General features: G+C 69.8%; 18 protein-coding genes. 12 read left to right on the forward strand and 6 right to left on the reverse strand.

The annotated features are described in order from the left end of the window. Positions 1 to 68 precede the first annotated feature (68 nt). The 5 genes from RM590_RS07555 to RM590_RS07575 all read right to left on the reverse strand — a co-directional run bounded on the left by RM590_RS07555 (position 69) and on the right by RM590_RS07575 (position 4,682). On the reverse strand, positions 69 to 860 hold the full coding sequence (locus RM590_RS07555) for a succinate dehydrogenase/fumarate reductase iron-sulfur subunit (RefSeq protein WP_311703612.1): 792 nt from the start codon (positions 858 to 860) through the stop codon (positions 69 to 71). After that, the gene (locus RM590_RS07560) at positions 857 to 2,830 is read right to left on the reverse strand and encodes a fumarate reductase/succinate dehydrogenase flavoprotein subunit (protein ID WP_311703613.1); all 1,974 of its coding nucleotides are present in this window, start codon (positions 2,828 to 2,830) and stop codon (positions 857 to 859) included. The genes RM590_RS07555 and RM590_RS07560 overlap by 4 nt, the downstream gene beginning before the upstream one ends. A gap of 13 nt (positions 2,831 to 2,843) precedes the next feature. Next, entirely contained in the window at positions 2,844 to 3,650 is an 807-nt protein-coding gene (locus RM590_RS07565) for a hypothetical protein (RefSeq protein ID WP_311703614.1), read from the reverse strand. Between the two features lie 49 nt (positions 3,651 to 3,699). After that, entirely contained in the window at positions 3,700 to 3,993 is a 294-nt protein-coding gene (locus tag RM590_RS07570) for a hypothetical protein (protein ID WP_311703615.1), read from the reverse strand. Positions 3,994 to 4,085: 92 nt separating this feature from the next. Continuing rightward, positions 4,086 to 4,682 (reverse strand): TetR/AcrR family transcriptional regulator, encoded by a 597-nt coding sequence (locus tag RM590_RS07575; RefSeq protein ID WP_311703616.1) that lies wholly within the window; start codon positions 4,680 to 4,682, stop codon positions 4,086 to 4,088. 157 nt (positions 4,683 to 4,839) lie between these two features. Between RM590_RS07575 and RM590_RS07580 the strand changes: the two genes are divergently transcribed. From RM590_RS07580 to RM590_RS07610, 7 genes are all read left to right on the forward strand, one after another. Beyond that, a complete protein-coding gene (locus RM590_RS07580; protein ID WP_311703617.1) occupies positions 4,840 to 6,894 on the forward strand; it encodes an ABC transporter family substrate-binding protein in 2,055 nt (684 codons plus the stop codon). A 421-nt stretch (positions 6,895 to 7,315) separates the two neighbouring features. Beyond that, positions 7,316 to 9,184 carry a translational GTPase TypA gene (gene typA, locus RM590_RS07585; protein ID WP_311703618.1) on the forward strand — a complete coding sequence of 623 codons (1,869 nt, stop codon included), beginning with the start codon at positions 7,316 to 7,318 and terminating at the stop codon, positions 9,182 to 9,184. A gap of 324 nt (positions 9,185 to 9,508) precedes the next feature. Beyond that, a complete protein-coding gene (locus RM590_RS07590; protein WP_311703619.1) occupies positions 9,509 to 11,143 on the forward strand; it encodes a peptide ABC transporter substrate-binding protein in 1,635 nt (544 codons plus the stop codon). A 101-nt stretch (positions 11,144 to 11,244) separates the two neighbouring features. After that, positions 11,245 to 12,174 (forward strand): ABC transporter permease, encoded by a 930-nt coding sequence (locus tag RM590_RS07595; protein ID WP_311703830.1) that lies wholly within the window; start codon positions 11,245 to 11,247, stop codon positions 12,172 to 12,174. Next, entirely contained in the window at positions 12,167 to 13,129 is a 963-nt protein-coding gene (locus RM590_RS07600) for an ABC transporter permease (protein ID WP_311703620.1), read from the forward strand. The genes RM590_RS07595 and RM590_RS07600 overlap by 8 nt, the downstream gene beginning before the upstream one ends. A gap of 22 nt (positions 13,130 to 13,151) precedes the next feature. After that, on the forward strand, positions 13,152 to 14,174 hold the full coding sequence (locus RM590_RS07605) for an ABC transporter ATP-binding protein (protein WP_311703831.1): 1,023 nt from the start codon (positions 13,152 to 13,154) through the stop codon (positions 14,172 to 14,174). Beyond that, positions 14,167 to 15,198 (forward strand): ABC transporter ATP-binding protein, encoded by a 1,032-nt coding sequence (locus RM590_RS07610; protein WP_311703621.1) that lies wholly within the window; start codon positions 14,167 to 14,169, stop codon positions 15,196 to 15,198. The genes RM590_RS07605 and RM590_RS07610 overlap by 8 nt, the downstream gene beginning before the upstream one ends. A 198-nt stretch (positions 15,199 to 15,396) precedes the next feature. Here the strand turns inward: RM590_RS07610 and RM590_RS07615 are convergent, their stop codons facing one another. Next, positions 15,397 to 16,563, reverse strand: coding sequence for a beta propeller repeat protein (locus RM590_RS07615; RefSeq protein WP_311703622.1), 1,167 nt, complete (start codon positions 16,561 to 16,563; stop codon positions 15,397 to 15,399). 150 nt (positions 16,564 to 16,713) lie between these two features. Here RM590_RS07615 and RM590_RS07620 point away from each other — a divergent pair, with 150 nt between their 5' ends. The 5 genes from RM590_RS07620 to RM590_RS07640 are packed head-to-tail and all read left to right on the forward strand — an operon-like array spanning position 16,714 to position 22,254. Beyond that, a complete protein-coding gene (locus RM590_RS07620) occupies positions 16,714 to 18,351 on the forward strand; it encodes a peptide ABC transporter substrate-binding protein (protein WP_311703623.1) in 1,638 nt (545 codons plus the stop codon). Between the two features lie 5 nt (positions 18,352 to 18,356). After that, the gene (locus RM590_RS07625) at positions 18,357 to 19,280 is read left to right on the forward strand and encodes an ABC transporter permease (protein ID WP_311703624.1); all 924 of its coding nucleotides are present in this window, start codon (positions 18,357 to 18,359) and stop codon (positions 19,278 to 19,280) included. Then, a complete protein-coding gene (locus RM590_RS07630; RefSeq protein WP_311703625.1) occupies positions 19,273 to 20,220 on the forward strand; it encodes an ABC transporter permease in 948 nt (315 codons plus the stop codon). Before RM590_RS07625 ends, RM590_RS07630 begins: the two co-directional genes overlap by 8 nt. Before the next feature lie 17 nt (positions 20,221 to 20,237). Further along, positions 20,238 to 21,218, forward strand: coding sequence for an ABC transporter ATP-binding protein (locus RM590_RS07635; protein WP_311703626.1), 981 nt, complete (start codon positions 20,238 to 20,240; stop codon positions 21,216 to 21,218). Further along, complete coding sequence (locus RM590_RS07640) at positions 21,211 to 22,254, forward strand: ABC transporter ATP-binding protein (RefSeq protein WP_311703627.1); 1,044 nt, start codon at positions 21,211 to 21,213, stop codon at positions 22,252 to 22,254. The genes RM590_RS07635 and RM590_RS07640 overlap by 8 nt, the downstream gene beginning before the upstream one ends. Positions 22,255 to 22,537 lie beyond the last annotated feature (283 nt).

Raw genomic sequence — 22,537 nt, forward strand, 5'->3', positions numbered from 1 at the left:
AGGGAACGCTGCCCTCCTTTCGACGTTAGGCCAGCCGTGCGGGTGCCGCGAGTCGGCCGGGAGGGCGGTCAGTCCCCCCGCCCGCGCCGCCGGATCTTGTTCCCCAGCCAGACCAGCGGGTCATAGGCCCGGTCGGCGGCGCGCTCCTTCATCGGAATGAGCGCGTTGTCGGTGATCTTGATCGACTCGGGGCACACCTCGGTGCAGCACTTGGTGATGTTGCAGTACCCGAGGCCGTGGTCCTCCCGCACCGCCCGCTTGCGGTCCAGGCCCGCGCGCTCCGCGTCGTCCAGCGGGTGCATGTCGAGCTCGGCCATCCGCATCAGGAACCGGGGCCCGGCGAACGCCTCCTTGTTCTCCTCGTGGTCGCGCACCACGTGGCAGACGTCCTGGCACAGGAAGCACTCGATGCACTTGCGGAACTCCTGCGACCGCTCCACGTCCTCCTGCCGCATCCGGTACTCGCCCGGGCCGAGGTCCTCCGGCGGCACGAACGCGGGGATCTCGCGCGCCTTCTCGTAGTTGAACTCGACGTCCGTGACCAGGTCCCGCACCACGGGGAACGTCCGCAGCGGCGTGATCGTGATCGTCTGCGCCGGGTCGAACAGCGACATGCGCGTCATGCACATCAGCCGCGGCCGGCCGTCGATCTCCGCGCTGCACGAACCGCACTTGCCGGCCTTGCAGTTCCAGCGGACGGCCAGGTCCGGGGCTTGCGTCGCCTGGAGGCGGTGGATGACGTCCAGCACGACCTCGCCCTCGTTGACCTCGACCGTGAAGTCGGCCAGGTCACCCGCCTCGGCGTCGCCGCGCCACACCCTCAGGTGAGCGTCGTAGCCGGTGCTCGCCGTCTGGCTCACCGGTCCTTCACCTCCTCCTCCGTCAGGTACTTGGCCAGCTCTTCGTCCTCGAACAGGTCCAGCAGATCCGCCCGGATCCGCGGCAGATCGCGGCGCTCCAAGCGGATCCGGCCGCCCTCGCCGCCCGCGTCGGCGGCGTCCGGCTCCCCGGTGCGCAGCAGGCAGAGCAGATTCACCCGGCGCCAGGCCGGGTCCATGCCGGGGTGGTCCTCGCGGGTGTGGCCGCCGCGCGACTCGGTGCGCTCCCGGGCGGCCCGGGCCACGCACTCGCTGACCAGCAGCATGTTCCGCAGGTCCAGGGCCAGATGCCAGCCCGGGTTGTACTGCCGGTGGCCCTCCACGGTGGCGCGGGCCGCGCGGCGGCGCAGCTCGGCGAGGTGGGTGAGCGCCTCGGTCATCTCCGGCTCGCGCCGGATGATGCCGACGAGATCGTTCATGATCTGCTGGAGGTCCTGGTGGACGGCGTACGGGTTCTCCGGCTTCTCCGCCGGCGCCCCGTCCTCCTCCGCCGCCTGCCCCGGCGGGTCGAACGGGCGCACCGCCTCGGCCACCGCCGCGTCGATCTGCGCCGCGCCCGCCAGTGGCCGGTCGGCGGCGGCCAGCGCGGCGGCGTGCCGTGCCGCGTACAGGCCGGCGCGGCGGCCGAAGACCAGCAGGTCGGACAGGGAGTTGCCGCCGAGCCGGTTGGAGCCGTGCATGCCGCCGGCGACCTCGCCCGCCGCGAACAGCCCCGGCACGCCGGTGGCCGCCGCCGTGTCCGGATCGACGTCCACGCCGCCCATCACGTAGTGGCAGGTGGGCCCGACCTCCATCGGCTCAGCGGTGATGTCCACGTCCGCCAGTTGCTTGAACTGGTGGTGCATGGACGGCAGTCGGCGGGTGATCTCCGCGGCGGGCAGCCGCGTGGACACATCGAGGAACACCCCGCCGTGCGGGCTGCCGCGCCCCGCCTTCACCTCGGCGTTGATGGCGCGGGCCACCTCGTCGCGGGGCAGCAGCTCGGGCGGGCGGCGGTTGTTGTCGGGGTCGGTGTACCAGCGGTCGGCCTCGGCCTCGTCCTTGGCGTACTGCGCCCGGAACACCTCAGGGATGTAGTCGAACATGAACCGGCGGCCCTCGCTGTTGCGCAGGACGCCGCCGTCGCCGCGCACCGACTCGGTCACCAGGATGCCCTTGACGGACGGCGGCCAGACCATGCCCGTCGGGTGGAACTGGACGAACTCCATGTTCACCAGCGGCGCGCCGGCCAGCAGCGCCAGGGCGTGCCCGTCGCCGGTGTACTCCCAGGAGTTGGACGTCACCTTGAACGACTTGCCGATCCCGCCGGTGGCCAGCACCACGGCCGGGGCGTCGATGACGAAGAACGTGCCGGACTCCCGCCGATAGCAGAAGACGCCCGCCACCGGCCCGTCCGGCGTCGCGTCGTCGTCCGCCTTCAGCACGCGGGTGACCGTGCACTCCTGGAAGACCTTCAGCCGCGACTCGTAGTCGCCGGTCTCCCGCTTGTCCTCCTGCTGGAGCGCGACGATCCGCTGCTGGAGGGTGCGGATCAGCTCAAGTCCGGTGCGGTCGCCGACATGGGCCAGCCGGGGGTACTCGTGGCCGCCGAAGTTCCGCTGGGAGATCCGCCCGTCCCCGGTGCGGTCGAACAGCGCGCCCCAGGTCTCCAGTTCCCACACCCGGTCCGGGGCCTCCTGGGCGTGCAGCTCGGCCATCCGCCAGTGGTTCAGGAACTTGCCGCCGCGCATCGTGTCCCGGAAGTGGACCCGCCAGTTGTCCCCGGAGTTGACGTTGCCCATCGCGGCGGCGATGCCGCCCTCGGCCATCACCGTATGGGCCTTGCCGAACAGGGACTTGCAGATGACGGCGGTCCGCAGGCCCTGCTCCCGGGCCTCGATGGCCGCCCGCAGCCCGGCGCCGCCGGCCCCGACGACCACGACGTCCCACGCCTGCCGTTCCACTGTGCTCACGTCGAGATTCCTCCTAGAACAGCCGCGGGTCGTCGAACGCGCCGGTGGCCAGCAGGTACACGTACAGATCCGACAGCGCCAGCGAGAACAGCGACACCCAGGCGAGCGTCATGTGGTGGCCGTTCAGCCTGCTCACCCACGTCCAGAGGCGATAGCGGACCGGATGCCGGGAGAAGCTCTTCAGCTTGCCGCCCATGATGTGCCGGCAGGAGTGGCAGGACAGCGTGTACGCCCAGACCAGCGCGCTGTTGGCCAGGAAGAGCAGCGTGCCCAGCCCCATGTGCCCCCACTCGTAGGAGGAGTCCCGGAACGCGAGCAGCGCGTCGTACGTGAGGATCACGGCGAAGACCGCCGCCACGTAGAAGAAGTAGCGGTGGCTGTTGTTGAGGACCAGCGGGAAGCGGGTCTCCCCGGAGTACGACTTGTGCGGCTCGGCCACCGCGCACGCCGGGGGCGACGCCCAGAAGCTGCGGTAGTACGCCTTGCGGTAGTAGTAGCAGGTCAGCCGGAAGCCGAGCGGCAGCCCCAGGATGAGCAGGGCGGGGGACAGCCCCCACCAGTCGCCGAACAGCGCCCAGTTGGGGCCGTCGCGCATGTCGACGCAGTTCTCCGACAGGCAGGGGGAGTAGAACGGCGAGACATAGGGCGCGGCGTAGTAGTCGGCGTCCGCGAACGCCCGCCAGGTCGAGTACACGATGAACGCCAGCAGAACGCCGACGGTGGTGGCCGGCGCCAGCCACCAGCGGTCCAGGCGCAGATGGCGCCGGTCGATGGCGGCCCGCCCGGCGGTCGTGGGCTTGCGTGTCGCTTCGGTTGCCACGGGACTCTCCGAAGGGTGTGGGCGTACGGGGCTGTGGAGGCGGGCGCCGTCAGGGCGGGCCGCCCGGACCGCGCCGAGCTCCCACTCCCTCGTCGTCGGCGTCCGTCCACAGCCGGTCGTCGTAGGGCGCCTCGGGCACGCCGATCAACTCCCGGCCGCCGTCCGGGACCTGGCCCGGGGCGGCGTCGGCCAGCAGGTCCAGACTCTCGCGCAAGTGCTCCGCGTCGCTGCGCAGCCGCCGGGTCTCGATGCCGCGGCCGAGCTCCCGCTCCAGCCGGGTGACGCAGCGCGTCAGATCCTCCACACAGCGTCGGGCAGCGCGCAGCTCATCGTGCAGTGACACCCGTGCCACCTCCATTGGTGGTGCATCACCGGACGATGCGAGTGTGACGCTTGACACACCCTGTTGGGAAGAGGGCCGCAGGGGCCCGTCCCTCAGGAACGCACCAGAACGGACAGCAACTCACCCACGAGCGCCTCGTCCAGCGGCTCGCGCGTGGCCAGGATCCGGTACCACAGCACGCCGAAGACCAGGTCGAGCACGGTGTCCGGGGCCGGCCGCGGCGGCAGGTCCCCGCGCTCCCGCGCCCGTTCGACGATGCGTCGGAGCGCGTCCCGGCGCGCGCGCAGAAAGGAGTCGCGAAAGCGCTCCCCGAACGCCGGGTCCACCTGGGCGTGCGCCATCAGCGCCCGCAGCACCTCCGCCACCCATGGCCGGCTGCCCAGCCGGAACGTGTCCCCGAGGAACGCGCGCAGATCCGCCGCGTAGCCGCCGTGGTCGCCGGCCGGCACCCGCAGCTCGGCCTCCTCGACCAGCGCGTCCAGCAGTACATCGGCCTTCGAGGGCCACCAGCGGTAGATCGTCTGCTTGCCGACCCCGGCCCGCGCCGCGACCCCCTCCACGGTCAGCCCCGCGAAACCGCCCTCGCCGACCAGGTCCAGCGCCGCGCCCAGGATGGCCCGCCGGCTCTCCTCGCTGCGCCTGCGGCCCGGCCGGGCGCGCGGCGGCGGTGGCTCGGCGGTCGTGGGCATGGCCAACAGCTTAGGCGCACCCCCGCCCGTCCGCGCTGGCCCGGTCGGGTGGCCTCGCCGCCGGTGGCCGCCGTGTCGCCGCGCGCCCGTCCCGGGCCTCACTTTCAGTGAACGCACACATGTGATCAGCGCACCGGTGAAGCCGGAGGTAACAGGCATGTCAGGCGTTCCAGGGAACCGGGGTCCCGGTCCGGGACAGCGGCGGCGAGCTAGGGGAAACGGGAGGCGCCGCCTGACGGCGCTCCTCGCCGGGGCCCTCCTCCTGCCGCTGTTCGCGGGCTGCACGGACGAGGAGGAACACAGCCGGAGCGCCGGCGGCGCCGCCCAGTCGGTCGCCGACGCCCGCCGGGCCGAACTGACCAGCGGCGGCCGGGTGACCTGGGGCATCGACCGGCTGCCCGCCACGCTCAACGCGTTCCAGAACGACGCCGACCGCGTCACCGACCAGGTCGCCGCGGCCGCGCTGCCCATGCTGTTCACGATCGACGCCCACGGCCGGCCGCAGCTCAACGAGGACTATCTGCGGTCGGCCGAGATCACCGAGCGCGAGCCGAAGCAGACCGTCGTCTACACGCTGCACGACAAGGCCCGGTGGAACGACGGCGAGTCGATCGGCGCGGCCGACTTCGTCGCCCAGTGGAAGGCGCTCAACGGCGAGGACAACGCCTACTGGTCCGCCCGCAACGCCGGCTACGACCGCATCGAGAAGGTCGCCCCCGGCCCGGAGCCGCACCAGGTCAAGGTCACCTTCGCCAAACCCTACGCCGACTGGCGATCCCTCTTCAGCCCGCTCTACCCGCGCTCGGTCACCGGCGACGGGGACCGTTTCAACGATGGCGCCCGCGCCGAACTGCCCGTCTCCGCAGGCCCGTTCAAGGTCAAGAAGGTGGACGAGGACGCGGCGGCCATCACCCTGGTCCGCGACGACGCCTGGTGGGCCGAGCCCGCCCTGCTCGACAAGCTGGTGCTGGCCGCGGTGCCGCGCGGTGAGCGGCGCGCGGCGCTGCTGGCCGGGAAGCTGGACGTCGCCGAGGTGGACTCCGCCGACGCCGACGGCATCACGGCCGCCGCCGGCCGGCCGCCCCGCGCGGCCGACGACGGCGAGGGCCAGATCGGGAACGAGATCGAGGACGGCGGCGAGGGCGAGGAGACCGGTAACGGGCCGGCCAGCCGGCCGGCGACCACCGACGCGCTGCACGACCTGGCCACCGCGCGGCTCTCCGGCGAGGACGAGGTCGCCGCGGCCGAACGTTTCGCCCGGGCGTACGCCGAGACCGAGCAGGCCCGCGAGCGCGCCTTCGCCACCCGCGAGGAGGCCGTCCGGGAACGGCTCGGCGGCTTCACCGTGCACCGCGCCTACGACGCCGCGTACACCCACCTCGCGCTGAACGGCGCCTCCCCGGCGCTCGCCGACGAACGCGTGCGCTGGGCGATCGCACGCGCGGTGGACCGCGAGAAGCTGGCCGGCCTCGTCCACGAACCGGCCGGGCTGCCGACCCGGGCGCTCGGCAGCCATCTGCGGGTGCTCGGCCAGGCCGGCTACCAGGACAACAGCGAGGCGCTTGGCGAGAGCGGCACCGAGTCGGCCGCCGCGCTCCTCGACGAGGCCGGCTGGCGCCCCGGCGGGCAGGCCCGGGACGACGGGGAGGGCAACGCCGCCGGCGCGGCCGGCGTGCCGGTCCGGGCCAAGGACGGCGAGCCGCTGGAGCTGCGCTTCCTGCTGCCCGACGGGGCGGCGGCCCGGCAGCTTCGGGCGGTCGGCCGGAACATCGTCGACATGCTGGCCGGAATCGGCGTTTCCGCGAAGATCACCAAGGTGCCCGCGGACGAGTACCTGACCGATCACGTCGCGGAGGGCGACTTCGACCTCGCGCTGTTCTCGTGGCCGGCCACGGCCTACCCCGCGACTGACGCCCGGCCGCTGTTCACCAAGCCGCAGTCGATCGCCAGCGGCGAGCAGCTCATCGAGCAGAACTACACCCGGGTCGGCACCGACTACATCGACCAGTTGCTGGAGCAGGCCGCCGGCGAGCTCGACGAGAAGGAGCACGACAAGCTGCTCAACCGCGCCGACGCCCACATCTGGGCAGCGGCCGGCTCGATCCCGCTCTACCAGCGCCCCCAGCTCGTGGCGGCCCGCGCGGACCTGGCGGGCGTCGGAGCGTTCGGCATGGAGACCCCGCGCCACCAGGACATCGGCTATCGCCGCTAGGGCCTGTGTCGAGTTCCCGGTCGGATCAGCCCGCGGCGTCAGACGCGGTGCCCTCCCAGGCCCTTGGGGGCCTGGGAGGTACCCCCAGCAAGGCACCGGATCGCAGCTCATACCCGGCCGTATTCGCGCGATTCGGCTGGGGGCACCTCCCAGACGGAGTCTGGGGGAGCGGCGAGGTGCCGTGACTGGCGTCGCGGGCCCGGACGGGAACTCGATACAGGCCCTAGACCCCCGCGCCCACCCGTCCCTGCCCCGGCAGGGACGGGTGGGCGGAGTCCTGTCCGGGAAGCCCGTGACTTCGGGGGTTTTGGCGGGCCCCGTACGATGGCTGGTGAGGCCGGTGACATGGCCCTGCCCCGTTGGGCCGGGCGCTCTCTGCCGAGCCGTCTCAGTCACGAATTCCGGGAGAAGCGCCCCAGCCATGCCTACGCGCCACGACATCCGTAATGTCGCCATCGTCGCCCACGTCGACCACGGCAAGACGACTCTGGTCGACGCCATGCTCCGGCAGGCAGGCGCCTTCGCCGCCCACCAGCACGTCGACGACCGGGTCATGGACTCCAACGACCTGGAGCGCGAGAAGGGCATCACGATCCTCGCGAAGAACACGGCCGTCCGTTACCACCCCAAGGGCGGCGGCGACCCGGTCGTGATCAACATCATCGACACCCCCGGCCACGCCGACTTCGGCGGCGAGGTGGAGCGCGGGCTGTCCATGGTCGACGCCGTCGTCCTCCTCGTCGACGCCTCCGAGGGCCCCCTGCCGCAGACCCGTTTCGTGCTGCGCAAGGCGCTCCAGGCCCGGCTGCCGGTCATCCTCTGCATCAACAAGACCGACCGCTCCGACGCCCGCATCTCCGCGGTGCTGGACGAGACCTATGACCTCTTCCTCGACCTGGACGCCGACGAGGACCAGATCGAGTTCCCCATCGTCTACGCCTGCGCCCGGGCCGGTATCGCCTCGCTGACCCAGCCCGCGGACGGCACGGTGCCGACCGACAGCGACAGCCTGGAGCCGTTCTTCTCCACCATCCTGGAGACCGTGCCGGCCCCGGTCTACGAGGAGGACGCGCCGCTCCAGGCGCACGTCACCAACCTCGACGCGGACAACTTCCTCGGCCGCATCGCGCTCTGCCGCATCCGCCAGGGCAACCTCCGCAAGGGGCAGACCGTCGCCTGGCTGCGCCGCGACGGCACCGCGCAGAACGTCCGCATCACCGAGCTGCTGATGACCGACGCGCTCACCCGCAAGCCCGCCGAGGTGGCCGGCCCGGGCGACATCTGCGCGGTCGCCGGGATCCCGGACATCATGATCGGCGAGACCCTGGCCGACCCGGAGAACCCGGTCGCGCTGCCGCTGATCACCGTGGACGAGCCCGCCATCTCCATGACGATCGGCACCAACACCTCGCCGCTGGTCGGCAAGGGCGGCAAGGGCCACAAAGTGACCGCCCGGCTGGTCAAGGACCGCCTGGACCGCGAGCTGATCGGCAACGTCTCGCTGCGCGTGCTGCCCACCGAGCGCCCCGACGCCTGGGAGGTGCAGGGCCGCGGCGAGCTGGCCCTGGCGATCCTGGTCGAGACGATGCGCCGGGAGAACTTCGAGCTGACCGTCGGCAAGCCCGAGGTGGTCACCCGTGTGATCGACGGCACCGTGCACGAGCCGGTCGAGCGCATGACGATCGACGCGCCGGAGGAGCACCTGGGTGCGATCACCCAGCTCATGGCCAGCCGCAAGGGCCGCATGGAGACGATGACGAACCACGGCTCGGGCTGGGTGCGCATGGAGTTCCTCGTGCCCTCCCGCGGACTCATCGGCTTCCGCACCGAGTTCCTGACCGAGACCCGCGGCACCGGCATCGCGCACAGCATCTTCGAGCGCCACGAGCCGTGGGCCGGCGAGCTGCGCACCCGCAAGAGCGGCTCCCTGGTCGCCGACCGCACCGGCGTCGCGACCCCCTACGCGATGATGAACCTCCAGGAGCGCGGCACGATCTTCGTCGAGCCGGGCACCGAGGTCTACGAAGGCATGATCGTCGGGGAGAACTCCCGGTCGGACGACATGGACGTCAACATCACCAAGGAGAAGAAGCTCACCAACATGCGGGCCGCGGCGGCCGACACCACGGAGAACCTGGTGCCGCCCCGCAAGCTCTCGCTGGAGCAGTCCCTGGAGTTCTGCCGGGAGGACGAATGCGTCGAGGTCACCCCGACCGAGGTTCGCATTCGCAAGGTGGCGCTGGACCAGCGGGAGCGCGCCAGGGCCACCGCGCGGGCCAAGCGCCAGTGATTCGTCCGGCTTGCCCGGGATCACCGGTTCGTTCGAGTCATGTCAAGCCCCTTTTCGGCCCGATGTGAGATTGACCGTCCGGTATCCGGACCGAGACACTTGACTTGGGTCACATCAGTCCGGATACCGGAGAGTGTTCACTTGGGCTTTGTCCGGATATGGGGCTTGGCATCTCCTCATCTTCATCAAAATGAAATAGCCGATCGGTGGTTCACCGCAGGTTTATGCCCAATAGTTGTGGGCATTGCGAACCGGACGCGGGTAGACCCCTGCGCTCCGGGGTTCCCTATGCATTGAAAGCGGACTCCCAAGGAGGCAAACCCCATGCGTGGTGCTCGCAGCGCCAAGTGGGTCGCCAGTGCGATAGTCGTGGCCCTCGCCGCGACCGCCTGTGGTGGCGGCGATGACGATGAAGGCGGCAACGGCGGCGACAACGCCGGGGGGAACCCCGATGGCATCGTCCGCATCGACGGTGGTGAGCCCCAGAACCCGCTGATCCCCACCAACACCGGTGAGCAGTACGGCGCTCTGGTGATCCAGAACGTCTTTTCCAAGCTCGTCGACTTCACCGACGAGGGCGAGGTCTACAACGTCCACGCGGAGTCCGTGACGCCCAACGAGGACAACACCGTCTGGACGGTCAAGCTCCAGGACGGCTGGACCTTCCACAACGGTGACCCGGTCACCGCCGAGAACTACGTCAACGCGTGGAACTGGGCCGCCCACATCGACAACAACCAGGCCAACGGCTTCTGGTTCTCCGACATCGTCGGTTACGAGGACGTGCACCCGGAGGAGGAGGGCGCCGAGCCCACCGCCGACACCATGTCCGGCCTGACCGTTGTCGACGACCTGACCTTCGAGATCACGCTGAGCTCGCCGGTCACGTACTACGACTACAAGATGGGCTACGACGCGTTCACGCCGCTGCCCGACGTCTTCTTCGACGACCCCGAGGCGTTCGGCGAGCACCCGATCGGCAACGGCCCGTACGAGTTCGTCGAGTGGAACCACAACGAGTCCATCGAGCTGGCGCGTTACGACGAGTACGCCGGTGAGAACAAGGCCCAGAACGGCGGCATCCACATCCAGGCCTACACCGGCCTGGACGCCGCCTACCAGGACCTGCGGTCGGGCAACCTCGACATCATCCGCCAGGTGGACCCGAAGGACCTCCCGGTCTACCAGGACGACCTGGGCGACCGCGCCGTCAACCAGCCCTACAACGGCATCCAGACCATCGTGCCGGTCTGGTACGAGTGGGAGGACACCCCGCCGGAGGTCCTGCAGGGCATCTCGATGTCGATCGACCGCGAGACCATCACCACCACCGTGCTGAACGGCTCCCGCACCCCCGCCGACAGCTTCGTGGCGCCCGGCGTCTACGGCTACCAGGAGGGCATCGGCGGCGAGATCACCTCCTACGACCCCGAGCGCGGCCGGCAGCTCGTCGAGGACAACGGCGGCGTCCCGAACAACAGGATCGTCCTTCAGTACAACGCGGACGGCGGTCACCAGGAGTGGGTCGAGGCCGTCTGCAACAACCTCATCGAGAACCTGGGCGTGGAGTGCGTCGGTGACGCCAAGCCCGACTTCGACACCGACCTGGAGGCCCGCGAGGCCGACGAGGTGCAGAGCATGTACCGCGGTGGCTGGTTCCAGGACTACCCGCTGAACGCGAACTTCATGAAGGAGCTCTACCACTCCACCGCGCACAGCAACTACGGCCGCTTCAACAACGAAGAGGTGGACGCGCTGTTCGACCAGGGTGACGCCGCCGCGGACCTCGAGGGCACCGTGGCCGCCTACCAGGAGGCGGAGCAGGTTCTGTTCGAGACGATGCCGGCCATCCCGCTCTGGTACCAGAACGTGAACGGCGGCTGGGGCGAGAACGTGGAGAACGTCCGCTTCAACAGCGCGGGCCAGCCGGTGCTGACCGAGGTCACCGTCAACAGCTGAGCCCACTGGGGTACCTGCGGCGTAAGCGGCGTAGGGGGGCCGGCGGGCCGTCTCCGCGAACCGGAGCGACCGTCGGCCCCGCCGACTGACATGGAGGAATGATGGGGCGTTATGTCGTGCGGCGACTGCTCCAGATGATCCCGGTGTTCATCGGGGCCACGTTCATCATCTTCATGATGATGTACGCACTGCCCGGTGACCCGATTCGGGCCCTGTGGGGCGAACGCGCCCCCGACGAGGCACAGATGGCCGCGATGAAGGCGGACCTCGGCCTCGACGACCCGATTCTGCAGCAGTACTGGAACTACCTGACCGGTCTGGTCCAGGGCGACTTCGGCACCCAGATCGCCAGCAGACGCGAGGTCATCGATGTGATCTCCGAGGCGCTCCCCGCCACCCTGCGGCTGACCGCGCTGGCCTTCATCATCACCGCCGTCGTGGGTATCGGCATGGGCATCGTCGCCGGCCTGCGCGCCGGGAAGAAGACGGACCGGGGCATCCTCTTCATCACCCTGCTCCTGATCTCGGTGCCGGTGTTCGTGCTCGGCTACCTCTTCCAGACGTACTTCGGCGTCCGGTGGGGCTGGGTCGAGCCCAACGTGCAGGACTCCGAGAACTGGGGCCAGCTCGTTCTGCCGGCCATCGTGCTGGCCTCGCTGTCCCTCGCCTATGTGGCGCGGCTGACCCGCACCTCCATCGCGGAGAACCGGCGCGCCGACTACATGCGCACCGCGAGGGCCAAGGGGCTCACCCAGCGCCGCGCGGTCGGGGTGCACCTCCTGCGCAACTCGATGATCCCCGTGGTGACCTTCCTCGGCGTCGACCTGGGCAATCTGATGGCCGGGGCCGTCGTCACCGAGGGCATCTTCAACGTCCGCGGCATCGGCAACGCGGTCTACTTGGCCCTGAAGGCCCGCGAGGGCGCCACCGTGGTGGGCATCGTGAGCTTCATCATCCTGGTGTATCTCGTCGTCACCCTGCTCGTCGACCTGCTCTACGCGGTCCTGGACCCGAGGATTCGTTATGCCTGAGGCCATGGACAAGGTGCAGAAGAAGGAAGCCATACCGACCGTGGCCGGTCCGGCGACCGTCGCGGTCGTGGAGGCCGGTCCCGCGCCGGGCAAGCCGCGCAGCCTCTGGTCGGACGCCTGGCACGACCTCCGCCGCAAGCCCAGCTTCCTGATCTCGGCGGCGATCATCCTGCTGCTGCTGGTGATGGCCGCGTTCCCGGGATGGTTCACGTCGGCCAGCCCGCGCGCCGCCGACCTGGGCGCACACTATCTGAAGGAGCCCGAGCTCACCCACTTCTTTTCTCCGGAGTGGCTGGGCTACAACCAGCAGGGCCAGAGCATCTACGCGCGTATGATCTACGGCACCCGCGCCTCGATCATCATCGGTGTCCTGGTGACCGCGATCGTGGCGGTGTTCGGCGGCCTGATCGGCATGCTGGCCGGCTACTTCGGCGGCTGGCTGGACGCCATCCTCTCGCGCGTCGTCGACGTCTTCATGGGCATCCCGTTCCTGCTGGGCGCCATGGTCATCCTCATCTCGTTCGACACCCGGACGGAAATGACCGTGACCCTGGCGCTGGCCTTCCTGGGCTGGACGACCATCGCCCGCGTGATGCGCGGCTCGGTGATCTCCGTCAAGCAGTCCGACTACGTGGCCGCGGCCCGTTCGCTGGGCGCCGGCACCTGGCGCATCCTGCTGCGGCACATCCTGCCCAACGCGATCGCCCCGGTGATCGTCGTGGCGATGGTGGCCCTCGGCGGTTACATCACCGCGGAGGCCGTGCTGTCGTTCCTGGGCCTCGGCCTGACGGAGCCGGCCATCTCCTGGGGCGGCGACATCAACCGGGCGCAGGACCAGATCCGGGTCGCCGAACACGTGCTGCTCTACCCGTCGATCCTGCTGAGCATCACCATCCTGTCCTTCCTGATGCTGGGTGACGCCGTGCGTGACGCCCTCGATCCCAAGCTGCGCTGAGGGAGTACGCGTGTCGATCGAAATGACCAAGGCGGACGTCCCGGGCGTGCCACTGCTCGAAGTCCGCGACCTGCATGTGGAGTTCCGCACCCGGGAGGGCGCGGCCAAGGCCGTCAACGGCGTCAGCTACACCGTGGACGCGGGCGAGACGCTGGCCGTGCTCGGCGAGTCCGGCTCCGGCAAGTCCGTGACCGCCCAGACCATCATGGGCATCCTGGACATGCCGCCCGGCCGGATCACCGGCGGCGAGATCCTCTTCCGCGGCGAGGACATGCTGAAGATGTCCGAGGACGAGCGGCGGCGGATCCGCGGCGACAAGATAGCCATGATCTTCCAGGACGCGCTGTCCGCGCTCAACCCGGTGCTCTCGGTGGGCTTCCAGCTCGGCGAGATGTTCCGCGTGCACCGCGGGATGTCGCGCAAGGAGTCCAAGGCCAAGGCCATCGAGCTGATGGACCGGGTGCGCATCCCGGCGGCGAAGGAGCGGGTGAACGACTACCCGCACCAGTTCTCCGGCGGTATGCGCCAGCGCATCATGATCGCCATGGCGCTCGCGCTCGAACCGGACGTCATCATCGCCGACGAGCCGACCACCGCGCTGGACGTGACCGTGCAGGCCCAGGTGATGGACCTGCTCGCGGAGCTCCAGCGCGACTTCCACATGGGACTGATCCTGATCACCCACGACCTGGGCGTGGTCGCCGATGTCGCCGACAAGATCGCGGTGATGTACGCCGGGCGCATCGTGGAGAACGCGCCGGTGCACGAGCTGTACAAGCGGCCCGCGCACCCGTACACCAAGGGCCTGCTGGACTCGATCCCGCGCCTTGACCACAAGGGCAAGGAGCTCTACGCGATCAAGGGCCTGCCGCCGAGCCTGACGGCGATCCCGAACGGCTGCGCCTTCAACCCGCGCTGCGCCCAGGCGCAGGACATCTGCCGCACCGACGTGCCGCCGCTGGTGGACGTGACGGAACAGGACGGCAGCCCGCTGGGCGGCCGGACCAGCGCCTGCCACTTCTGGAAGGAGACGATCCATGGCTGACCGGGAGCCGATCCTCGAAGTCCGCAATCTGGTCAAGCACTTTCCGCTGACCCAGGGGATCCTCTTCAAGCGGCAGGTCGGCGCGGTCAAGGCCGTGGACGACGTCTCGTTCACCCTGCACCAGGGCGAGACCCTGGGCATCGTGGGCGAGTCGGGCTGCGGCAAGTCGACGGTGGCCAAGCTCCTGATGAGCCTGGAGAAGCCCACCTCCGGGCAGATCCTGTACAAGGGCGAGGACATCTCGAAGCTGTCCGGCCGCGCGCTGAAGGCCGTGCGCCGGAACATCCAGATGGTGTTCCAGGACCCGTACACCTCGCTCAACCCGCGCATGACGGTGGGCGACATCATCGGGGAGCCGTTCGAGATCCACCCGGAGGTGGCGCCGAAGGGCGACCGGCGGGCCAAGGTGCGGGAGCTGCTCGACGTCGTCGGGCTCAACCCGGAGTACATCAACCGCTATCCGCACCAGTTCTCCGGCGGCCAGCGGCAGCGCATCGGCATCGCCCGGGGCCTGGCGCTGAACCCGGAGATCATCATCTGCGACGAGCCGGTCTCCGCGCTGGACGTCTCGGTGCAGGCGCAGGTGATCAACCTGATGGAGCGGTTGCAGAACGAGTTCGAGCTGGCGTACCTCTTCATCGCCCACGACCTGTCCATCGTGCGGCACATCTCCGACCGGGTCGGGGTGATGTACCTGGGGAAGCTGGCCGAGGTCGGCACCGACAGCCAGATCTACGACCACCCCACGCACCCGTACACCCAGGCGCTGCTGTCCGCGGTCCCGCAGCCGGACCCGGAGGCCCGGGACAGCCGGGAGCGGATCATTCTGGCCGGCGACGTGCCGTCGCCGGCGAACCCGCCCTCCGGCTGCCGGTTCCGCACCCGCTGCTGGAAGGCGCAGCAGAAGTGCGCCGACGAGGTGCCGCTGCTGGCCGTTCCGGAGCGCTTCAAGGACAGCGACACCGGCGCCAAGCACGCCTCGGCCTGCCACTTCGCCGAGGAGAAGGACGTCGTCCACGCGTAACCGCCGTCCGGCGGGGAACGGCGGTTCAACGGATCCGGGCGGGTCGCGAAGGGAAACCTCCGCGACCCGCCCGGGCCGCCCCGCGAGGGGCGCGGGGCTGTGCCCCGGACGGCTCCGCCGCGTGGGCGCGATCGGCCACGGGCGGCCCGCACGCTCTTGGCCGAAGCCGCAGTCGTGACGGCGTTTCCAGCGGAGCGCTTATGCGTTGCCGCCGAGGATCAGCGTGTGCCAGGTGAAGCCGTCGGCCGAGATGCGGTAATGGCCGGGGATGCCCAGGTCGCGCAGCAGATAGCCGGCGCGGGTCAGGTCCGGCTCCTCGGGCGGCGGCCCCGGGCGGGTGACGTCGAAGCTGCGGCCGTGGTCGTGGCTGGTGTAGATGCCGTCGTCGGCGTAGACGGTCAGGGTGTCGTCGGCCGCCGCGATGGGCGTGCCCAGCAGTGAGCGCGGGGTGGCCCCGCCGCCGCCCGTCCACACCCGCTCCCAGCTCTCCCCGCGGTCCTCGCTGCGGTGCACGGCGACCAGCAGCTCGGCCGAGGAGCCGCTGAAGACGTCGGTCATCACGACGCCGGTCTCGAAGGCGTACAGGACGCCGCCGGGTCCGGCCACCACCTCGCGCGTCTGGGCGTCCTCGTGCCCCGCCGGGGTGGGCAGCGGGGCCAGCACCCGCCAGCCGCGGCCCCGGTCCTCGGTCAGCGCGATGGCGCGTTCGCCGGTGTCGGGGTCGGTCCCGGAGGTCCAGTACGAGCCGTCGCCGGTCGCGGCCGGCCAGGTCAGGTCGGCGAGCGGGGGCTGTTCGGCCAGCCGGCGGTACTCGGCGGTGTCCGGCATGAGCACCCGGATCCCGTCGCCGAGGGACAGCTCGGCGCCCTCGGGAATCTCCTCGGCCGTGCCGTCGGCCGCCGCCCCGGCCGGCTGCCAGGTGCGCCCGCCGTCGGTGGTCAGCCACGACTCCACGGTGCCGTCCTCGTGCTGCGCGGACACCCGGGCGCTGCCGGGCCCGGCCACCTCCATGTTGTGGTGCCTGCCGTCGGGGTCCGCGGCCGGCAGCGGCGTGTCGCGCAGCTCCCAGCCGATGCCGTCCTCCAGCACGGCGAGCCGGAACGCGCAGGGCCCGCTGTCCGTCTCGCACACGGTCAGCAGCGCGAACGCGTTCCGCTCGTCGGCGAACTGGAGCCAGACGTCCCGGCCGGGTAACTCGGTCGCGGAGGGAACGCGCGGCGGCTCGGTCGAGGGGGTGGGCAGCGGTTCCGCCGAGGGCGGTGGCGGCTCGGTGTCCCGGTCCTCGTCCGGCTCCGAGGAGGACGAGCAGCTCAGCAGTGCGGCGGCGAGGAGCAGGACCGTTGCGACTGAGGACCCACGGCGCATGGTCCGGACGATAGCCGAGGACGGCCGTCCGGCATATGGGCGGTATTCGGCAACACTCCGCCGGGGGCGGCGGGCCGTTCGCCACGCATAGGGGATATAAGCGCTTTTATGGCGCATGATACGGCTTTCCCAGTCCGAGGAGGCACCCCCATGCGCGGAAGCACTCGCCTGATCGGCGCCGTCGCCGGCGCGATGGCCCTGGCCCTGACGGCGACGGCGTGCGGCGGCGGGGACGACGAGGGGGGCGGCGGCGGGGACGGGGTGATCCGTGCCTCGTGGGGCGACCCGCAGCACCCGCTGGAACCGGCGAACACCAACGAGGTGCAGGGCGGCAAGGTCCTCGACATGATCTTCCGGGGGCTCAAGCGCTACGACCCGGAGACCGGCGAGGCCGAGGACGCCATGGCCGAGTCGATCGAGACGGACGACCAGCAGACGTTCACCGTCACGATCAAGGACGGCTGGACGTTCAGCGACGGCACGCAGGTTACCGCCAACTCCTATGTGGACGCCTGGAATTACGGCGCCCACGTGGACAACGCGCAGATCGGCAGCTACTTCTTCCAGTTCATCGACGGCTACGAGGACGTCCACCCGGCGGACGAGAACGCCGAGGCGACCGCCGACACGATGCGCGGCCTGGAGGTCGTCGACGACCACACCTTCACCGTGCGGCTCACCGAACCCTTCTCCCTGTGGCCGGAAACGCTCGGTTACGCCGCCTACGCGCCGCTGCCGAGGTCGTTCTTCGAGGACCACGACACGTGGCTGGACAAGCCGGTCGGCAACGGCCCGTACAAGATCGACTCGTACAGCAGAAGCCAGAGCATGACGCTGTCGAAGTACGACGAGTACGCCGGGGACGACGAGGCCCGCAACAACGGCGTCGAACTGCGCGTCTACACCGACAACAACACCGCCTACACCGATCTCCAGGCCGGGAACCTGGACCTGATCGACGACGTGCCCGCCTCCCAGCTCCAGAACGCCGAGCAGGACCTCGGCGACCGCTACATCAACCAGCCCGCGGGCATCATCCAGACCGTCTCCTTCCCGCTGTACGACGACGACTGGAAGGGCGAGGACGGCAAGCGGCTGCGCCAGGGCCTGTCCATGGCGATCGACCGCGAGCAGATCACCTCGCGGATCTTCCACGACACCCGCACCCCGGCCAGCGACTTCACCTCCCCCGTGCTCGGTGAGGCCGGCGGCTACGACGAGGGCCTGTGCGGCGACGTCTGCGAGTACGACCCCGAGCGGGCCAGGGAGCTGATCGACGAGGCCGGCGGGCTGCCCGGCGGCAGCATCACCATCACCTCCAACGTGGACACCGGCTCGCACCGGCAGTGGATGGACGCCGTCTGCAACAGCATCAACAACGCGCTGGACGACACGAAGGCGTGCACGGTCAACCCGGTGCCGACCTTCGCGGACTTCCGCAACCAGATCACCAACCGCGAGATGTCGGGCATGTTCCGCACCGGCTGGCAGATGGACTACCCGCTCATCCAGAACTTCCTCCAGCCGCTGTACTACACCGACGCCTCGTCCAACGACTCCGGCTACAGCAACGAGGAGTTCGACCGGCTGATCGACGAGGCCAACTCCGAGGACAGCGAGGAGGACGCCATCGGCACCTTCCAGGAGGCCGAGCGGATCCTCGCCGAGGACCTGCCCGCGATCCCGCTGTGGTACCAGAACGGCACCGCCGGCTACTCCGAGCGCCTCGAAGACGTCAGGCTCAACCCGTTCTCCGTGCCCGTCTTCACCGATATCACGGTGAGCTAACCCTTATGGGGCGCTACGTCATCCGACGCCTGCTCCAGATGATCCCCGTCTTCATCGGGGCCACCTTCATCATCTTCATGATGGTGTACGCGCTCGGCGACCCCGTCTCCGCGCTCTTCGGCGACCGCGGCCCGGACCCGGCCACCGCCCGGGCGCTGCGCGAGGAGTTCAACCTCGACAAGCCCGTGTGGCAGCAGTACCTGCTCTACATGGGCAAGATCTTCTCCGGCGACTTCGGCACCGCGTTCAACGGACAGCCCGTTACCGAGCTGATGGAGCGGGCCTTTCCGATCAGCTTCCGGCTGATGCTGGTCGCGCTCGTCTTCGAAGTGATCCTGGGGATCGTGCTGGGCGTCATCACCGGGCTGCGCCGCGGCCGTTCGCTGGACACCTCGGTGCTGGTCCTGACGCTCGTCGTGATCGCGATCCCGACGTTCGTGCTGGGCACCACCGCCCAGTACTTCTTCGGTGTCGAGTTCGGCTGGATCGACCCGGCCGTCAGCCCCGACGCGCGGGTGGACGAGCTGATCGTCCCCGGGCTCATCCTCTCGCTGGTCTCGCTCGCCTATGTCACGCGGCTGACCCGCACGTCCGTCGCCGAGAACGCCCGGGCCGACTACATCCGCACCGCGATCGCCAAGGGCCTGCCGCGCCGCCGCGTCACCGTGCGCCACCTGCTGCGGAACTCGCTGATCCCGGTGGTGACCTATCTGGGCGCCGACATCGGCACGCTGATGGCCGGCGCCATCGTGACCGAGCGGATCTTCAACATCCAGGGCGTCGGCTACCAGCTCTACCAGGGAATCCTGCGGCAGAACTCGCCGACCGTCGTCGGCTTCGTGGTCGTCCTCGTGCTGATCTTCCTGCTGGCGAACCTGCTCGTCGACCTCCTCTACGCCGTGCTCGACCCGAGGATCCGCTATGCCTGACCAGCCCTCGTCATCGGCGCCGCTGGGTGCCCAGGAGGAAGCCGCGGCCAAGGGCCTCACCGTCGGCAGCGCCATGCCCGAGCCGGGCGCGGCCCGCAGCCTGTGGTCGGACGCCTGGCACGACCTGCGGCGCAACCCGGTCTTCATCGTCTCCGCGCTGCTCATCCTCTTCCTGGTGGTGATCTCGCTGTGGCCGGGCCTGATCGCCTCCCGGGACCCGCAGCGCTGCGATCTCGGCCGGTCCCTCGAAGGGCCCGCGCCCGGGCACTGGTTCGGCTTCGACACCCAGGGCTGCGACGTCTACACCCGCACCGTGTACGGGGCGCGCGCCTCGATCACGGTGGGCCTGTGCGCCACGCTGGGCGTCGCGCTGGTCGGCGCGGTCGTCGGGGGCCTGGCCGGGTTCTTCGGCGGGTTCTGGGACGCCGTGCTCTCCCGGCTGACCGACATCTTCTTCGGCATCCCGCTGATCCTGGGCGCCATCGTCTTCCTGAGCATGATCACCCTCACCGGCATCTGGCCGGTGGTGCTGGTCATCGCCGTGCTGAGCTGGCCGCAGATCGCCCGCATCACCCGCGGCTCGGTGATCACCGCCCGGCAGAACGACTACGTGCAGGCCGCACGGGCGCTCGGCGCGAGCAACAGCCGGATGCTGCTGCGGCACATCCTGCCCAACGCCGTGGCGCCGGTCATCGTGATGGCGACGATCATGCTGGGCACGTTCATCGCCCTGGAGGCGACGCTCAGTTACCTCGGCGTGGGGCTCCGGCCGCCCACGGTGTCCTGGGGCGTGGACATCTCCGCGGCCTCGGACGGCATGCAGTTCCGCAACGCCCCGCACATCCTGCTCTATCCGGCCGCCGCGCTGAGCATCACCGTGCTGGCCTTCATCATGCTCGGCGACGCCGTGCGCGACGCCCTCGACCCCAAGCTCCGCTGACCCGGGAGGAAGCCGCCATGCTGCTCGAAGTCCGGGACCTGCGCGTGGAGTTCCGCACCCGGGACGGGATCGTCAACGCGGTCAACGGGGTCAGCTACTCGGTGGCCGAGGGCGAGACGCTGGCCGTGCTGGGCGAGTCGGGCTCCGGCAAGTCCGTGACCGCCCAGGCCGTGATGGGCATCCTCGACGTGCCGCCCGGCCGGATCGCCGGCGGCCAGATCCTCTTCCAGGGCCGGGACCTGCTGACCATCGGCCGCGAGGAGCGGCGGCGGATTCGCGGCGAGAAGATGGCGATGATCTTCCAGGACGCGCTGTCCTCGCTCAACCCGGTGCTCTCGGTGGGCTTCCAGCTCGGCGAGATGTTCCGCGTGCACCGCGGGGCCTCCCGGAGCGCCGCGCGCGCCCGGGCGATCGAGCTGATGGACCGGGTGCGCATCCCGGCGGCGAAGGAGCGGGTGAACGACTACCCGCACCAGTTCTCCGGAGGCATGCGCCAGCGCATCATGATCGCCATGGCGCTGGCCCTGGAGCCGGACCTGATCATCGCGGACGAGCCGACCACCGCGCTGGACGTGACGGTGCAGGCCCAGGTGATGGACCTGCTCGCCGAGCTCCAGCGGGAGTACCGGATGGGACTGATCCTGATCACCCACGACCTGGGCGTGGTCGCCGACGTGGCCGACAAGATCGCGGTGATGTACGCCGGGCGCATCGTGGAGAACGCGCCGGTCAAGGAGTTGTACGCGCGGCCGGCGCACCCCTACACCAAGGGCCTGCTGGACTCCATCCCGCGGCTGGACGCCAAGGGCAAGGAGCTGCTGGCCATCAAGGGCCTGCCGCCCAACCTGCTGCGCATCCCGGCAGGCTGCCCGTTCCATCCGCGCTGCCCGCTGGCGCGGGAGGTCTGCCGGCACGACCCGCGGCCCCCGCTGTACGAGGCGGTCGGCGAGGGCCGTTCCAGCGCCTGCCACTTCTGGAGGGAGACGATCGGTGAGTGAGGCCCCCCGGCGCGAGCCGATTCTCCGGGTGCGCGGCCTGGTCAAGCACTTCCCGCTGACCCGGGGCATCCTGTTCAAGCGGCGGATCGGCGCGGTGCAGGCCGTGGACGGGGTGTCGTTCGACCTGTACCCGGGCGAGACCCTGGGCATCGTGGGGGAGTCGGGGTGCGGCAAGTCGACGGTGGCCAAGCTGCTGATGAGCCTGGAGAAACCGACCGCCGGGGAAATTCTGTACAAGGGCGAGGACATCTCGAAACTCTCCGGCCGGGCGCTCAAGGCGGTGCGCCGGAATATCCAGATGGTGTTCCAGGATCCCTATACCTCGCTGAATCCGCGGATGACGGTGGGCGATATCGTCGGGGAGCCGTTCGAGATTCATCCCGAGGTGGCGCCCAAGAGGGACAGGAGGCGCCGGGTGCGGGAGCTGCTGGATGTGGTGGGGCTGAATCCGGAGTACATCAACCGTTATCCGCATCAGTTCTCCGGCGGCCAGCGGCAGCGCATCGGCATCGCCCGGGGCCTGGCCCTCAATCCGGAGATCATCGTCGCGGACGAGCCGGTGTCGGCGCTCGATGTGTCCGTGCAGGCCCAAGTGGTCAACCTCATGGAGCGGTTGCAGGACGAGTTTGATCTTTCGTATATGTTTATCGCCCATGATCTGTCGATTGTCCGGCATATTTCGGACCGTGTGGGGGTGATGTATCTGGGACGGATCGTGGAAATCGGGACGGACCGCGAGATCTACGAGCACCCGACCCACCCCTACACCCAGGCGCTGCTGTCGGCCGTGCCGGTCCCGGATCCGGAGCTGAGCCGGCGACGCGAGCGCATCATTCTCGCCGGAGATGTGCCCTCACCGGCCAATCCGCCGTCCGGCTGCCGCTTTCGCACGCGTTGCTGGAAGGCGCAGCGGCTGTGTGCGGAGGTGGATCCGCCGCTGGCCGTGCCAGTGGAGTTCGAGCGGGCGACGGGGCCCGTACTGCACGACTCCGCCTGCCACTTCGCGGAGGAAAAGCCGCATGTGACCAGCGCCTGAGCCCTTCCGGGCGGCCCGGACACGAACCGGGGCGGTGGGGACTGAACGTCCGCACCGCCCCGGTCTACGGCACCCGCACGGCCGTACCGCCTCAGTCTGGGCCGTTCGCATATCGGTATAGGGTCTGGGAGGTTGCTGCCTTGTTAACTGGCGCGGTCAGCAATTATCCCTACATTTCCGATCGCCTGAGCCATCGTCAAGCACGTTTGCGCATCAATCCGCATAACCTTGGCTCACCAATTGACCGCCATAGGTTTATACCATTGCTACACCTTGACGGGGC

This window comes from Streptomyces litchfieldiae (assembly GCF_031845365.1).
Lineage (GTDB): Bacteria > Actinomycetota > Actinomycetes > Streptomycetales > Streptomycetaceae > Streptomyces > Streptomyces litchfieldiae.

Bases quoted from the DNA above. Each gene is read 5' to 3' on its own strand.
- RM590_RS07590 (WP_311703619.1), top strand. From the start codon at position 9,509: ATGCGTGGTGCTCGCAGCGCCAAGTGGGTCGCCAGTGCGATAGTCGTG.
- typA (WP_311703618.1), top strand. From the start codon at position 7,316: ATGCCTACGCGCCACGACATCCGTAATGTCGCCATCGTCGCCCACGTC.
- RM590_RS07615 (WP_311703622.1), bottom strand. From the start codon at position 16,563: ATGCGCCGTGGGTCCTCAGTCGCAACGGTCCTGCTCCTCGCCGCCGCA.
- RM590_RS07600 (WP_311703620.1), top strand. From the start codon at position 12,167: ATGCCTGAGGCCATGGACAAGGTGCAGAAGAAGGAAGCCATACCGACC.
- RM590_RS07630 (WP_311703625.1), top strand. From the start codon at position 19,273: ATGCCTGACCAGCCCTCGTCATCGGCGCCGCTGGGTGCCCAGGAGGAA.
- RM590_RS07625 (WP_311703624.1), top strand. From the start codon at position 18,357: ATGGGGCGCTACGTCATCCGACGCCTGCTCCAGATGATCCCCGTCTTC.
- RM590_RS07635 (WP_311703626.1), top strand. From the start codon at position 20,238: ATGCTGCTCGAAGTCCGGGACCTGCGCGTGGAGTTCCGCACCCGGGAC.
- RM590_RS07595 (WP_311703830.1), top strand. From the start codon at position 11,245: ATGGGGCGTTATGTCGTGCGGCGACTGCTCCAGATGATCCCGGTGTTC.
- RM590_RS07605 (WP_311703831.1), top strand. From the start codon at position 13,152: ATGACCAAGGCGGACGTCCCGGGCGTGCCACTGCTCGAAGTCCGCGAC.
- RM590_RS07580 (WP_311703617.1), top strand. From the start codon at position 4,840: ATGTCAGGCGTTCCAGGGAACCGGGGTCCCGGTCCGGGACAGCGGCGG.
- RM590_RS07575 (WP_311703616.1), bottom strand. From the start codon at position 4,682: ATGCCCACGACCGCCGAGCCACCGCCGCCGCGCGCCCGGCCGGGCCGC.
- RM590_RS07620 (WP_311703623.1), top strand. From the start codon at position 16,714: ATGCGCGGAAGCACTCGCCTGATCGGCGCCGTCGCCGGCGCGATGGCC.
- RM590_RS07610 (WP_311703621.1), top strand. From the start codon at position 14,167: ATGGCTGACCGGGAGCCGATCCTCGAAGTCCGCAATCTGGTCAAGCAC.